At 72.6% G+C, this 12,467-nt stretch carries 16 protein-coding genes; 9 read left to right on the forward strand and 7 right to left on the reverse strand.

Annotated features, from left to right (window positions below; genetic code table 11):
- The 4 genes from ACFFNX_RS27700 to ACFFNX_RS27715 form a co-directional block, all read left to right on the forward strand.
- A partial coding sequence (locus ACFFNX_RS27700) for a class I SAM-dependent methyltransferase (RefSeq protein ID WP_512699862.1) occupies positions 1-289 on the forward strand: 289 nt, incomplete at its 5' end.
- Positions 290-367: 78 nt separating this feature from the next.
- Positions 368-604, forward strand: coding sequence for a CDGSH iron-sulfur domain-containing protein (locus ACFFNX_RS27705; protein WP_378208417.1), 237 nt, complete (start codon positions 368-370; stop codon positions 602-604).
- 51 nt (positions 605-655) lie between these two features.
- Positions 656-1,693 (forward strand): sigma-70 family RNA polymerase sigma factor, encoded by a 1,038-nt coding sequence (locus tag ACFFNX_RS27710; protein WP_378208419.1) that lies wholly within the window; start codon positions 656-658, stop codon positions 1,691-1,693.
- 59 nt (positions 1,694-1,752) lie between these two features.
- The gene (locus ACFFNX_RS27715; protein ID WP_378208421.1) at positions 1,753-2,295 is read left to right on the forward strand and encodes a dihydrofolate reductase family protein; all 543 of its coding nucleotides are present in this window, start codon (positions 1,753-1,755) and stop codon (positions 2,293-2,295) included.
- A gap of 56 nt (positions 2,296-2,351) precedes the next feature.
- Here the strand turns inward: ACFFNX_RS27715 and ACFFNX_RS27720 are convergent, their stop codons facing one another.
- Positions 2,352-2,831, reverse strand: coding sequence for a DUF1707 domain-containing protein (locus tag ACFFNX_RS27720; RefSeq protein WP_378208423.1), 480 nt, complete (start codon positions 2,829-2,831; stop codon positions 2,352-2,354).
- Between the two features lie 180 nt (positions 2,832-3,011).
- Here ACFFNX_RS27720 and ACFFNX_RS27725 point away from each other — a divergent pair, with 180 nt between their 5' ends.
- Entirely contained in the window at positions 3,012-3,941 is a 930-nt protein-coding gene (locus tag ACFFNX_RS27725; protein ID WP_378208425.1) for an NAD(P)-dependent oxidoreductase, read from the forward strand.
- Positions 3,938-4,441 carry a GNAT family N-acetyltransferase gene (locus ACFFNX_RS27730; RefSeq protein WP_378208427.1) on the forward strand — a complete coding sequence of 168 codons (504 nt, stop codon included), beginning with the start codon at positions 3,938-3,940 and terminating at the stop codon, positions 4,439-4,441. Before ACFFNX_RS27725 ends, ACFFNX_RS27730 begins: the two co-directional genes overlap by 4 nt.
- Here the strand turns inward: ACFFNX_RS27730 and ACFFNX_RS27735 are convergent.
- The 5 genes from ACFFNX_RS27735 to ACFFNX_RS27755 all read right to left on the reverse strand — a co-directional run bounded on the left by ACFFNX_RS27735 (position 4,401) and on the right by ACFFNX_RS27755 (position 9,375).
- On the reverse strand, positions 4,401-4,988 hold the full coding sequence (locus ACFFNX_RS27735) for a TetR/AcrR family transcriptional regulator (protein ID WP_378208428.1): 588 nt from the start codon (positions 4,986-4,988) through the stop codon (positions 4,401-4,403). The genes ACFFNX_RS27730 and ACFFNX_RS27735 overlap by 41 nt on opposite strands.
- Before the next feature lie 72 nt (positions 4,989-5,060).
- On the reverse strand, positions 5,061-6,326 hold the full coding sequence (locus ACFFNX_RS27740) for a cytochrome P450 (RefSeq protein ID WP_378208430.1): 1,266 nt from the start codon (positions 6,324-6,326) through the stop codon (positions 5,061-5,063).
- 1 nt (position 6,327) lies between these two features.
- Complete coding sequence (locus ACFFNX_RS27745) at positions 6,328-6,528, reverse strand: ferredoxin (protein WP_378208432.1); 201 nt, start codon at positions 6,526-6,528, stop codon at positions 6,328-6,330.
- Positions 6,529-6,556: 28 nt separating this feature from the next.
- Entirely contained in the window at positions 6,557-8,038 is a 1,482-nt protein-coding gene (locus ACFFNX_RS27750) for a flavin-containing monooxygenase (protein ID WP_378208434.1), read from the reverse strand.
- Positions 8,035-9,375: a cytochrome P450 gene (locus ACFFNX_RS27755; protein WP_378208436.1), complete on the reverse strand. Its 1,341-nt coding sequence runs from the start codon at positions 9,373-9,375 to the stop codon at positions 8,035-8,037. Before ACFFNX_RS27755 ends, ACFFNX_RS27750 begins: the two co-directional genes overlap by 4 nt.
- Before the next feature lie 109 nt (positions 9,376-9,484).
- On the opposite strand from ACFFNX_RS27755, the gene ACFFNX_RS27760 reads away from it, so the two are divergent.
- The 3 genes from ACFFNX_RS27760 (at position 9,485) to ACFFNX_RS27770 (ending at position 11,496) form a co-directional block, all read left to right on the forward strand.
- A complete protein-coding gene (locus tag ACFFNX_RS27760; protein WP_378208438.1) occupies positions 9,485-10,102 on the forward strand; it encodes a TetR/AcrR family transcriptional regulator in 618 nt (205 codons plus the stop codon).
- 55 nt (positions 10,103-10,157) lie between these two features.
- A complete protein-coding gene (locus ACFFNX_RS27765) occupies positions 10,158-10,631 on the forward strand; it encodes a nuclear transport factor 2 family protein (RefSeq protein ID WP_378208440.1) in 474 nt (157 codons plus the stop codon).
- A 130-nt stretch (positions 10,632-10,761) separates the two neighbouring features.
- A complete protein-coding gene (locus tag ACFFNX_RS27770; protein ID WP_378208442.1) occupies positions 10,762-11,496 on the forward strand; it encodes a choice-of-anchor P domain-containing protein in 735 nt (244 codons plus the stop codon).
- 17 nt (positions 11,497-11,513) lie between these two features.
- Here the strand turns inward: ACFFNX_RS27770 and ACFFNX_RS27775 are convergent.
- Positions 11,514-12,467: endonuclease/exonuclease/phosphatase family protein (locus tag ACFFNX_RS27775; protein WP_378208444.1), on the reverse strand; the 954-nt coding region annotated here is incomplete at its 5' end.

Here is a 12,467-nt window from a genome sequence, read left to right on the forward strand (position 1 = left end):
CGTCCGCGATGAGGCGTTCGACGTGATCATCGCCAACCCGCCGTACGTCTGCTCCACCGGCACCGCCCGGCCGCGCGGGCCGGCACACGCCTGGGACGGCGGCGCCGGCGGGCGCGTGGTCCTGGACCGGCTCTGCGCGGCGGCCCCCTCGCTGCTGGCCCCGGGCGGCACGCTGCTGATGGTCCAGTCGGCCCTGTGCGGGATCGAGAGCACCGTCGACCTCCTCCGTACGGCCGGCCTGCGCGTGACCGTTGGCGCGCGCCGCCGCCAGCCGTTCGGGCCGGTATGATGGCACGGGCCCGCGACCTGGAGGAGCGCGGGCTGATCGGCCCGGAACAGCGCTATGAGGAACTGGTGGTGATCCGCGGTGAACGGCGACGGTGAGCCGAGCCCGGACCCTCGCGGACACCCCGGCGCGGGCCGCAGGCGCGTCGTCGTCGTGCCGGCCGGTCCCGTCCTGGTGGAGGGACCGGTCGAGATCGTTCTCGCGGACGGTACGACGGTCGTCTCCGACCGTTTCATGGTCGCGATCTGCGCCTGTGGCCGCAGCCGGCGCTTCCCGCTGTGCGACACGAGCCACCGCCGCCGCCCTCGCCGGCGCTGAGAGACCGACATCTCAGCCCGCACAACCGGCACCGACGGCTACTGTCAGGCCATGGGCACGACAGACGGCGACGCGGTCGTGGCCGCCGCTCGGGCCGGTGACGAGTCGGCGTTCGCGGCGCTCGTCGCGCGCCACCAGCATGAGCTGCGGGTGCACTGCTACCGGATGACGGGCTCGCTGGAGGAGTCCGAGGACCTGGTCCAGGAGACGTTCCTGCGCGCGTGGAAGAACCTCGGCGGCTTCGCGGGCCGCTCGACGTTCCGCGCCTGGCTGTACCGCATCGCGACGAACGCCTGTCTCGACGCGCTCGACGGACGGGCCCGCCGGGTGCTGCCGCACGACGTCGAGGGCCCCTCCGACCCGAGGGCCGGCCGCCCACCGCGTACGGACATCGCCTGGTTGCAGCCGTTCCCCGACCTGCCGGCGCCGGCCGAGGCGCAGCCGGAGGCGGCGGCGGTGACCCGCGAGACGATCGAGCTGACCTTCCTGGCCGCGATCCAGCACCTGCCGCCGCGGCAGCGGGCCGTGCTGATCCTGCGCGACGTCCTCGGCTGGTCGGCCAGGCAGACCGCCGAGCACCTCGACGGCAGCGTGGCCTCGGTGAACAGCGCGCTCCAGCGGGCCCGCGCGACGATGCGCGAACACCTGCCCGAACGCCGCCTCGACTGGCGGGCGCCGGCCGAGCCCACACCACGGGAGCGCGCGGTGCTGCGGCGGTACATGGACGCGGTCGAACACGCCGACCTGACCGCGATGGCCGGTCTGCTCGCCGAGGACGTACGGACGACGATGCCGCCGTACCCGATGTGGTTCCAGGGGCGCGACGCCGTCCTGGAGGCGCTGGCCGCGGGCTGGGACCCGGCCTCTCCGGCGTACGTGGGGCGGTTCGCGATGCGGCCGGCCGCGGCCAACCGGCAGCCGGCCGTGGCGGCCTATCTGCGCGAGCCCTCATCGCCGGTCTATCGCGCCGCCGCGATCGGTGTCCTGCGGATCGAGGGCGACCTGATCGTGGAGGCGACCGCCTTCCACGATCCCGGTCTGTTCCCGGCGTTCGGCCTGCCGCTGGAGCTGCCGTCCGCGCATCGATGAGTTTCTCCACCGCCCGCCGTCTCAACAGGGGTATCCGACCGCTTCCACGGAGGTGCCCCATGGGAAAGCTGCTGTATTCGGCCACGATGTCCCTTGACGGCTTCATCGCCGGTCCCGGCGGCGACATGTCCTGGCTCACGCGCCACCTCGGCCCGAACCCGGAGGTCGACGAGCTGATCGGCCGGATCGGCGCCCTCCTCGTCGGCCGCCGCACCTTCGGCGGCGACGACCCGCACCGGGGGACCGACAAGGCGGGCAAGGCGTTCGGCGGCGGCTGGGAGGGGCCGCAGTTCGTCCTCACCCACCACGTGCCCGACACGGTGATCCCGGACGTCACGTTCGTCGGTGACCTGGACACCGCCGTCAAGGCAGCCAAGGCTGCGGCGGGGGACAAGTACGTCAACGTCCTCGGCGCCGACGTCGCCCGGCAGTGCCTGGAGGCCGGAGTGCTGGACGAGATCCTCATGCTCGTCGCCCCGGTGATGCTCGGCGACGGCGTTCGCGTGTTCGACCGGCAGCGCGGGGGTGCGGTCGACCTCGAACAGATCCGCGTCACCGCGGAGCCGCACGTGACGAACCTGTGGTTCCGCGTGCGCTCCTAGCCCCTCCCGGCGCGGCGAACCGGCCGGCCGCGGGCGGCCGGCCGGGGACGCGCGGATCATCCCTGGGACGGGTCGCCGGCCGAGCCGATGACCCGGGCCGCCGCGGGGGCCGGGCGGTAGTACGTCTCGCTGAGCCACCACAGCGGGCCGACCAGGAACGGGCCGGTGACCAGCGTCCACAGCCACCAGGGTTCGGTCCAGTGGAGGCCGGCCAGCATGACCAGCGCCCAGACGGCGAACTGCACCGCCGTGCCGCCCAGCCACAGGGCGCTCACCCCGCGCAGAGCGTTGATCAGGCCGGAAGGTGCGGCCCCTCCCGGCACGACGCGCATCGCCCGGCGCAGGTCACCGCGGGTACGGGCGGTCGCGACGCGGGCCAGGGCGGTCGCGGCGCGCTCGTCGTCCAGCGAACCGGCGTGCATCGCGTCCTGGACACGGTGGCGGGCGTGGTCGCGCTCGTTCTCCTCCAGCGCGACCTGGTCGGGACGCAGCAGCCGCTGGGCCAGGGCGGCGATCTCGTGCGATTCGACGTTCATCGTGGTCTCCTCTGTTCGTTCCGGTGAGACCAAGCCTGCGGCGGCGGCGGGCCGCGCGCCCTGGCTCCAGGAGGCGTCCTCGGGTGCGGCTGGACCGCCGGCCGCAGGGTGTCGCCAGGTCCACCACGACGCGGTCCGCACCGTACGGCGACGTGGACTATGACAGCTGTCATGATTATCATGACGACCGTCATAACCGGCCACGCGGGAGGGCGCATGGACATCGGCTTCGTCGGCTTGGGGCTCATGGGGCGGCCCATGGCGCTCAACCTGGCCCGCGCGGGGACGCCGCTCGTCGTCTGGAACCGCACCGCCGCCAGGTGCGAGGAGCTTCGCGCCGCCGGCGCGCGGGTCGCCGCGGACCCCGCCGAACTGTTCGGCCGCACCCGGATCGTCATCCTCATGCTCGCGGGCGAGGAGGCCATCGATCAGGTGCTGGCCCGGGCCACCCCGGACTTCGGGGCTCGCGTCGCGGGACGCACGATCGTACATATGGGTACCACCTCGCCCGCGTACTCGCGCGGGCTGGAGGCCGACGTCCGCGCGGCCGGCGGCGCCTACGTCGAGGCCCCGGTCTCCGGGTCGCGCACGCCCGCCGAGGAGGGACGGCTCGTCGCCATGCTGGCCGGCGAGGAGACCGCGGTACGGGCGGTGCGCCCGCTGCTGGCGCCCCTGTGCCACGAGACGACCGTCTGCGGAGCCGTCCCGGGGGCCCTGCACATGAAGCTCGCCGTCAACCTGTACCTGATCACGATGGTCACCGGCCTGGCCGAGGCGGCCCACTTCGCCGAGCGGCACGGCCTGGACATGCGGCGGTTCGTGGAGGTGCTCGACACGGGGCCGATGGCGAGCGCGGTCTCCCGGGTGAAGGCGCTCAAGCTCCTCGACCAGGACTTCGCCGCCCAGGCCGCGGCCGCCGACGTCCTGATGAACAACCGGCTGGTCGCCGGCGCCGCACGCGAGTCCGGCCTGGCCTCGCCGCTGCTGGACGTCTGCCACGCCCTGTACGACGAGACCGTCGCGCTGGGCCACGGCAAGGCGGACATGGTCGCGGTCGTCCGGGCGATCGAGGAACGCACGGCCCGGCAGGCCGAGGGGGTACGGGCGTGATCCGGGCCGTGCGGCCGGAGGACGCCGCGGCGCTCGCGGCGATGTTCGGGCGCTGCTCCCGCGAGACCCGTTATCGCCGCTTCCACGGCCCCGTCACCGAGATTCCAGCGTTCTACCTGCGACATTGTCTCGACGGGCGGCACCGGGCGTTCGTCGCCGGACCGCCGGGCGCCGGCGGTCTCGTCGGCCTCGCCAGCGCGGGCCCCGTGCCCGGCGACCCGAGCGTCCACGAGGTGGGCGTCCTGGTCGAGGACGCCTGGCAGCGCCGGGGCGTCGGCGGGCTGCTGCTCGCCCGGCTGTTCACCGACGCCCACGTCGCCGGGGTGGAGCGGGTGCGTCTCGAGCTCTGCCGGTCGCAGCCGTCCCTGGTCGCGTACGTGTGCGCCCACATGGGCGTCGTGGCGAGCAGCGCGTCGGGCTGCGACGTGACGGTCGACGTGGCCGTCCCGGCGCCGCCGCTCAACCGGCGTAGGAGTCCAGCATCGGCGCGAGCTCGCTGACGACGGTGTCGAGCCGGCCGACGTCGCGGCACACCCGCGCCATCATGATCGCGCCCTCCAGCGCGCTGATCATCACGGTGGCCAGGCCCCGCGCCCGCTCCGCCGGCACGCCCATGCGCACCAGCTCGTCCACCACGGCCTGCTCCCAGCGGCCGGTGGCGGCGCGCAGCGGCTCGTTGACCGGAGAGTCGCCGCCGGCCAGCTCCGTGGCGGTCGCCATCATGGGGCACCCGCGCTCGTAGCGGCGCGCGGTGAGCTCCTCCCGCCACTGCCGTGCCATGTACGCGAACAGCCCGGATGGCGACGGGCTCTCGGCGTGCCGCCCGTACGAGGCGACCCGCCGCGCCGCGAAGTCGGCGGACCAGGCCAGGGCCTCCCCGACGAGTTGGTCCTTGCCCCCGGGGAAGTAGTGCTGGAACGACCCGCGCGGCGCTTTCGCGTGCGCCACCACGTCACGTACGCCGGTCGCCGACACCCCGCGCGACCGCATCAGCTGCACCGCGCTGTAGACCATCCGCTCCCGTGGTGGCCACTCCTCGTTCGGCATGGACGCCCGCCTTCCATGACGTTTGTCATAGAGCGTAGCCGACCGGCGCTGACGTGGCGGTTCGCGAGCCCGTCAGCCGACGCGTACCGGAAGGGAGCGGGGCCCGCGGACCTGGCCGGCGGCCCAGGTCACCGCGGACGGGTCGTCGAGGGTGAAGGCCGGGATGCGTTCGAGCCAGACCTCCAGGGCGACCCGCAGCTCCATGCGCGCCAGGTGCGAGCCGACGCAGCGATGGATGCCCAGCCCGAACGCCGCGTGCCGGTTGACCTCCCGGTCGATCACGACCTCGTCGGCGCGGTCGAACTGCGCGGGGTCGCGGTTGGCCGCGGGGAAGGACAGCAGCACCCAGTCGTCGGCCTTCATGTCCACGCCCGACCAGTGCATGTCCTCCTTGACCAGACGCGCCATCGTGACCGGCGCGTAGGCCCGGAGGAACTCCTCCATGGCGGTGGGCAGCAGGCCGGGCTCGGCGACGAGCCGCTCGCGGTCGGCGGGGGTCTTGGCCAGGTGCCACAGCGACGCGCCGATCGCGCTCCAGGTCGTGTCGATGCCGGCGATGAGCAGCAGGGCCATCGTGCCCGCGACGTGGGACGGCTCCAGCTTCTGGCCGCCGAACTCGGCCTCGATGAGGTAGTTCGTCAGGTCCTCACGGGGGTTCGCGACGTGGTCGCGGATCTGTTCGAGCAGGTAGTCGAACAGCTGCTCCATCCGCGCGATGCGCTCCTCCGGCGGCAGGTTGACGCCTTCGAGCGTGTTCTCCACGAACTCGCGGAACCGCGGCCCGTCCTCCGGGGGGAAGCCGAGCAGGTCGCCGATGACGCGCATCGGGATGTGCTGGGCGTAGTCGCGGGCGGCGTCGATGACGTCCTGCCCGGCGAGCCCGTCGATCAGGGAGTGACAGAACGCCCTCGTGGCCGGCTCCAGCCGCCCGACCGCGGTCTTGGTGAAGGCCGGCAGCAGCAGCTTGCGCGCGTGCTGGTGGAACGGCGGGTCGGAGGAGATCGGCGGGGTGCCGCCCACCGGCGCCAGCTCACGCAGCGGCCGGAAGTTGCTCATGATGATCGACCGCGAGGAGAAGCGCTCGGTGTCGTACGCGATCGCCGCGACGTCCTCATAACGCGTCGGCAGCCACCCGCCGCCGAACCGGTCGGTGTGCGCGATCGGGCAGCGCCCCCGCAGGTCGTCCTGGATCGGGTACGGGTCGGCGGCCCACTCCGGCTCCAGGTGGGAGAAGTCGGTCGCCCAGTCCGCGACCGGGCCGGTGACGATCTCGTTGCGCGTGCCGGCCAGCTGGTCGTCGCGCAACTCCGCGTAGTTCTTGTCGAACCGGTCGGTCATGTCAGCCCTCTTCGAGAAGATCGATCGCGCGCTCGGGACAGTTCGACGCCGCCAGCCGCGCGTCCGGCTCCCCGCCGGCCGGCACGACACCGTCGCCGAGAACCGTCCCGTAACCCTCGTCGTCGTCCCCGAACAGGTCGGGGGCGAGGTCGTAACACCGGCCGTGCCCTTGGCAGCGTCCGGAGTCGATCTGTGCTTTCACGGTCCTGTCCCGTCTGTTCGCGAGTCGGTCATGGGGAACCGGGCACGGTCTCCCGGGTCACGGACCGGCGTGAGAACCGGAGCGCGCCGTCGTCGATGCGGCCGTACCGCAGCTTGAGCAGGTCGTGCGCGTAGCTCATGCCGAGCTGCCACGGAGGCCGCGACCCGGCCTTGGGGAACTCGTCGATGGAGCGCAGGACGTACCCCGCCTGGAAGTCCATCAGCGGACGTCGGGCCACGGTGGGGTCGTCGTTGTCCGGGACGCACCGGTCGTACCCGTGGGCGTCCATGTGGCGCAGCAGCCGCATGACGTACTCGCTCACCAGGTCGGCCTTGAGGGTCCACGAGGCGTTGGTGTACCCGATCGTGAAGGCGAGGTTCGGCACGCCGCTGAGCATCATGCCCTTGTACGCCATGGTCTCCGACAGCACGACGTCACGGCCGTCGACGGCGATGCGCACGCCGCCGAACGCCAGCAGCCGCAGGCCGGTGGCGGTGACGACGATGTCGGCCGCCAGTTCGGCGCCGGACGCGAGACGCAGCCCGGTCTCGGTGAACTGCTCGATCCGGTCGGTGACCACCGACGCGCGCCCGTCGCGGATGGCGGCGAACAGGTCACCGTCGGGCGCGACGCACAGCCGCTGGTCCCACGGCTGGTACCGCGGTCTGAAGTGGGTGTCGACGTCGTACCCCGGCGGCAGCAGCCGCGCCGTCGCCCTGCGGATGATCGAGCGGACCACGCGCGGCCGGCGCCGGCTGAGCCGATAGAACAGCGTGGTCACCACGACGTTCTTCCACCGCGTGATCGGGTACGCGCGGCGGTCCCCGAGCAGCCGCCGCAGACCGTTGGCGATCGCGTCCTCGGAGGGCAGCGCCATGATGTACGTCGGCGAGCGTTGCAGCATCGTCACCCGAGCCGCCCGCTCGGCCATCGCCGGCACGAGCGTCACCGCCGTCGCGCCGCTGCCGATCACGACGACGTCCTTGCCGGCGTAGTCGAGGTCGTCGGGCCAGTGCTGCGGGTGGACGACGGTGCCCCCGAAGCGCTCGACGCCGGGGAAGTGCGGCGTGTGGCCGGCGTCGTAGCGGTAGTAGCCGCTGCAGGCGTACAGGAAGCGGGCGGTCAGCCGTACCGTCTCGCCGTCGTGGACCGCCTCGACCGTCCAGCGGGCGTCCGCGCTGGACCACTCCGCGCGGACCACCCGGTGCCCGAACCGGATGTGCCGGTCGATGCCGGCCTCGGCGGCGGTGGTGCGGATGTAGCGCAGGATCGACGGGCCGTCGGCGATGGCCTTCGCCTGCGTCCACGGCCGGAACCGGTACCCGAGGGTGTTCATGTCCGAGTCCGACCGGACGCCGGGATACCGGAACAGGTCCCAGGTGCCGCCGATCGTGCCGCGCGCCTCCAGGATCGTGTAGGTCCGTTCCGGAAAGGCCGACTGGAGGTGGTGCGCCGCGCCGATGCCGGACAGGCCGGCGCCGATGATCAGGACGTCGACGTGCTCGGTCATGGCCGGGCTCCGGCCGTGGTCGTCGTTCGCGGCGACGCGGGGGATCGCCGGCGGTGTACGACCGCGAGGCCGCCCTTCGCCGGGGCGTTGGCGACGCCGCGCGAGTGCCAGCGTTCGTCGCGTCCGGCCGTCGGCACCAGCGTGAAGTCACGCAGCAGCGTGCGCAGGGTGACGTTCATCTCCATGGTCGCGAACGCCGCGCCGACGCAGCGTCGCGTGCCGCCGCCGAACGGGATCCACTGGTACAGGTCCGGCTTCGCCTCGACGAAGCGGTGCGGGTCGAAGGCCCGCGGGTTCGGGAAGACCGACTCGTCGTCGTGGATCAGGGAGATGCCGACCAGCACCGTGGACCCCTTCGGCAGGACCCACGGCCCGAGCTCGAAGACGTCGGCCGTCACCTGCCGCCCGACGAGGTCGATGACCGGGCGGGTGCGCTGCACCTCCAGGATCGTCGCCTCGCGCAGCTCACGGCCGCCCGCGTCGTTCTCCTCGACGAGCTCGCCGAGCACGTCCGGGTGCCGGCGGAGCCGTTCGACCGCCCAGGCGAGGGTGGTCGCCGTCGTCTCGTGCCCGGCGACGAGCAGGGTGAGCAGCTCGTCGGAGATCTCGCCGTGGCTCATCCGGGAGCCGTCCTCGTAGCGGCTCTGCAGCAGCAGCGCGAGGACGTCGTCCCGCCGGTCGAGGTCGTCCTCCTCCGCCTTGGCGATCAGCGTCTCGACGATCGCGTCGTACTCGCGGCGCATGATCCAGAACCGCCCCCAGGGACTCCACCGGCCGAGATCGGCCCTGGGGAGGGGGAGGACGGCCAGCCGGGAGCCGAGGGTGACGGCCGGCGGGAGCAGCGCGCGCAGCCGGGCGAACTCCGCGCCCTCCGCGCCGAACACCGCGCGCAGGATGGCGTTCAGCGTGATGCGCATCATCGACGGCAGTGTGGCGAACGGCCGGTCCTGCGGCCAGGAGGCCATCTCGCGCACGGCCTCCTCCTCGATGATCTGCTCGTACGCGGCGAGCCGGCGGCCGTGGAAGGGCGGGACCAGCAGTTTGCGCTGCTTGCGGTGTTCGGTGCCGGTCAGCGCGAACAGTGAGCCGGGCCCGAGCACGCGTCCGAGGTTGGGCTCGACGTTCTCCACGACGTCGGGGCCCGCGGTGAACAACTGCTTGACCTGAGCCGGGTCGCTGATGACCGTGGCCCGGCCGAAGACCGGTACGTTGACGGAGAACGCGTCCCCGTACCGGTCGCGCATCCGCCGCATCCCGCGCATGGGAGCGAGCAGGGCGAAGAGGCCCTGGAGGAACCGGGGACTCGGCGGGCCCGGGGGGAGCGTCGCGGTCGTCATGTCCGATGGCACCTTCCCGTTGGGTACGCGACGGTACCAGCCGCACGGTACGCCGCCGTACCATCTCGTTCAAGGCCTCCTGCGAGGTGAGAGGTTTAGGGTGAACCCGATGAGCACTGTCCGGCGCCCTCACGACGAGACGGCGACCGCGTACGACGACGCCGACCGTTTCCGCCGCCGGCTGCTCGACGGCCTCGTCGCGTCCATCAAGGAACAGGGCTACCGCAACACCACGATCGCCGACATCGTCCGGCGCGCCCGCACCTCCCGGCGGACGTTCTATGAGTACTTCGCCGGCAAGGAGGCCTGTTTCGTCGCGCTCCTCACCGCCGCGAACGCGGAGATGATCGAGCGGATCCTCGCCGCCGTCGACCCGGCCGCCCCGTGGAAGGCCCAGGTGCGCCAGGCGATCGAGGAGTGGATCGACTGCGCGGAGGCCGAGCCCGCGATCATGCTGAGCTGGATCCGCGACGTGCCCTCCCTGGGCGACGCCTCACGCCGCCTGCAGCGCGACTCGACAGAGGCCTTCGTCGCCATGATCCAGACACTCTGCGACAACGACGAGTGGCGCGCCAACGGCCCCGGCCCGGTCTCGCGACAGCTGACCATCATGCTCCTCGGCGGCCTGCGCGAACTGACCGCCATCACGGTCGAGGACAGCGGCCGCGTACGCGACGTCACCGAGGTCGCCGTCCAGGCCTCCATCGCCCTTCTCGCCCACCGATAGGCGCCGGGCCCGTGCGGGCGCCGGTCGGCTACCTTCGACCCCTCCAGGAGTGACCGTGTCCCCGACCACGCCCCCGCACGCCCGGCTCGACCCGGCGGCGAGTCACCGGGCCATCGAGAACCTCATCGCGCGGTACGCCGAGCTCGTCGACGGTGGTGACTTCGCCGGGGCCGGTGCGCTCCTGGCCGGGGCCACCTTCACCGGCAGCGGCTCACCGGTGAGCGGGGCGGACGCCGTCGAGGAGATGTTCCGCCGCACGCTGATCGTCTACGACGACGGCACGCCGCGGACCAAGCACGTCATCACCAACGTCATCATCGAGCTCGACGGGGCCACGGCCGCCGCGCGGTCCTACGTCACCGTGTACCAGGCGCTGCCCGAACTGCCCCTGCAACCCATCGCCGTCGGGCGTTACCACGACCGGTTCGCCTGCGACGAAGAGCGCTGGCGGTTCGCCGAGCGGCGCGTGCACATCGACCTCGTCGGAGACGTCAGCCACCACCTGCGGGCGGCGCGTAAGTCGCGATGATCGCGTCAGGAGAGGGACGACGCCGGGGGCGGTGTTCCCGTAGCCGCCGCACCGGCCGATTGGTACATTGACGTACCGCTTGACTGGTACGGTCAGGTACCGCCTCTCTCCGTCCCCCCCGGGAGAATTCATGCGCTCGACGCGTCTGACGAAGTGCGCGACCCTCGCCTGCACACTGGCCGTACCCCTGTCGGTGGCGATTCCGGCCTCCGCGTCCGGCCCCGCAAGCTCGGCCTACGGCATCTACGCCGGCGGCGCGCTGGCCATTCCGGCCCAGCCGGCGGTGACCTCCGCGACCCAGCCGAGCCGCAAGGCACTCGAACTCCCGAAGAACCCGGTGTTCAACCTCGCGCTGTTCACCGTGGAGGCCAAGGGCCACCACGCGTCGGCCAGCGTCCTGGACCTGCGGTTGAGCCACCCCGGGCTCAAGACGAAGCTCCCCACGGGGCTGCTCTCCGCGCAGACGATCGCCGCGAAATGCGACAACGGCGTCGGCTCGGCCCGCCTCGCCGACATCTCGGTGGCGGGCCACGACGTGCCGATCGGCGGCCCGCCCAACACCGACATCGTCATCCCGACCCGGGGCTTCGGGCTGCGCGTGACGCCCAACAAGCAGGTGCACAACCCGGACGGCACGCTGACGGTCGTCGCCCTGGAGCTGGACATCTCGATCGGCACTAGCGTCCAGACCATCGATCTCGCCTCCGCCACCTGCGGACGCGCGGACGGCAAGCCGGCCCCGACGCCGACCGTGCCCGGCACGAAGAGCTCCTCCGCCTCGGCCGGCGGCACGCCGTCCACGGCGCCCGTCGAAGAGGCACCGCGCCCCACCCCGGTCCCGATGGACCTGCCGGTCACCGGCTGACCGGGGAGGCCTGCGGGTCAGGACGCGGGGAACGTCACGGTGGCGACCACCGGCACCTGGTCCGACGTCTTCACGTGCTGCGACGAGACGGCGCAGGAGACCGAGGCATCGCGCGGTACGAAGAGGTAGTCGAGCTTGGCGCCTCGTGTGCCGTCCGCGTGCTGGTAGGTGCCGCGTCCGGTGCGCGCGCCGCCCTGGACGGACTGGTCGCACTCCTGGTAGGTCCGGTACAGCGGGACCAGCGGGCTGCGGTCGCCGGCGCCCCCGTTGGCGTCCGGCGCGATCGAGTTGAGGTCGCCGCCGACCACGACGCGGCCCTGGGAACCCGCGTTCTTGATCAGGTCCTTGACCTGCGCCGTCTGGGCCTTCCAGAACGCGTCCGGGGCCGCGGGGTCCTGGCCGAGCAGCGGCGTCAACTGGGTGCCGCAGACCTTGGCCCGGTACGTCGGCACCGTGGCGCAGACGGCGACCTGGCGGACGTTCCAGTGCCCCCAGCGGTCCCGCGTGCGGGGGACGTCGGAGTCCGGGTAGGAGCGGACGTCGAACGAGGTGTTCTCGTGCACGCCGACGGCGATGCCGAAGTAACCGCGCGAGACGCCGTTCTGCGGATGACACAGGCGCGGTCCGGGCTCGGCGTTCGGCGTCGCCCCGCTGCCCTGGTCGAGGATCGGGGCGAAACGGAACCGCCAGCCGGTCATCCCGTCGAGGCGTTCCAGGAGGTCCAGGTCGGCCGAGCACAGCTCCTGGAGGAAGACCACGTGCAGGCCGGCCACGGCGCGCATGTGCCAGCGGATCCCGTACGCCACCTTGTCGGTCTGACGTCCGTTGACGCAGATGGCGTCCGCCTTGCCCGGATCCGGCGGGGGAGCGCCGTCGGCGCAGGTCGCCCAGGTCATGACCTTGAGCGCCGCGGAAGGCGCCGGCGTGGCCGGCGTCCGCGCCGGCGCGCCGTGGCCGCGCAACGCGTGGGC

Source organism: Actinoallomurus acaciae, from assembly GCF_042429965.1.
In the GTDB taxonomy this organism is placed as follows: domain Bacteria; phylum Actinomycetota; class Actinomycetes; order Streptosporangiales; family Streptosporangiaceae; genus Actinoallomurus; species Actinoallomurus acaciae.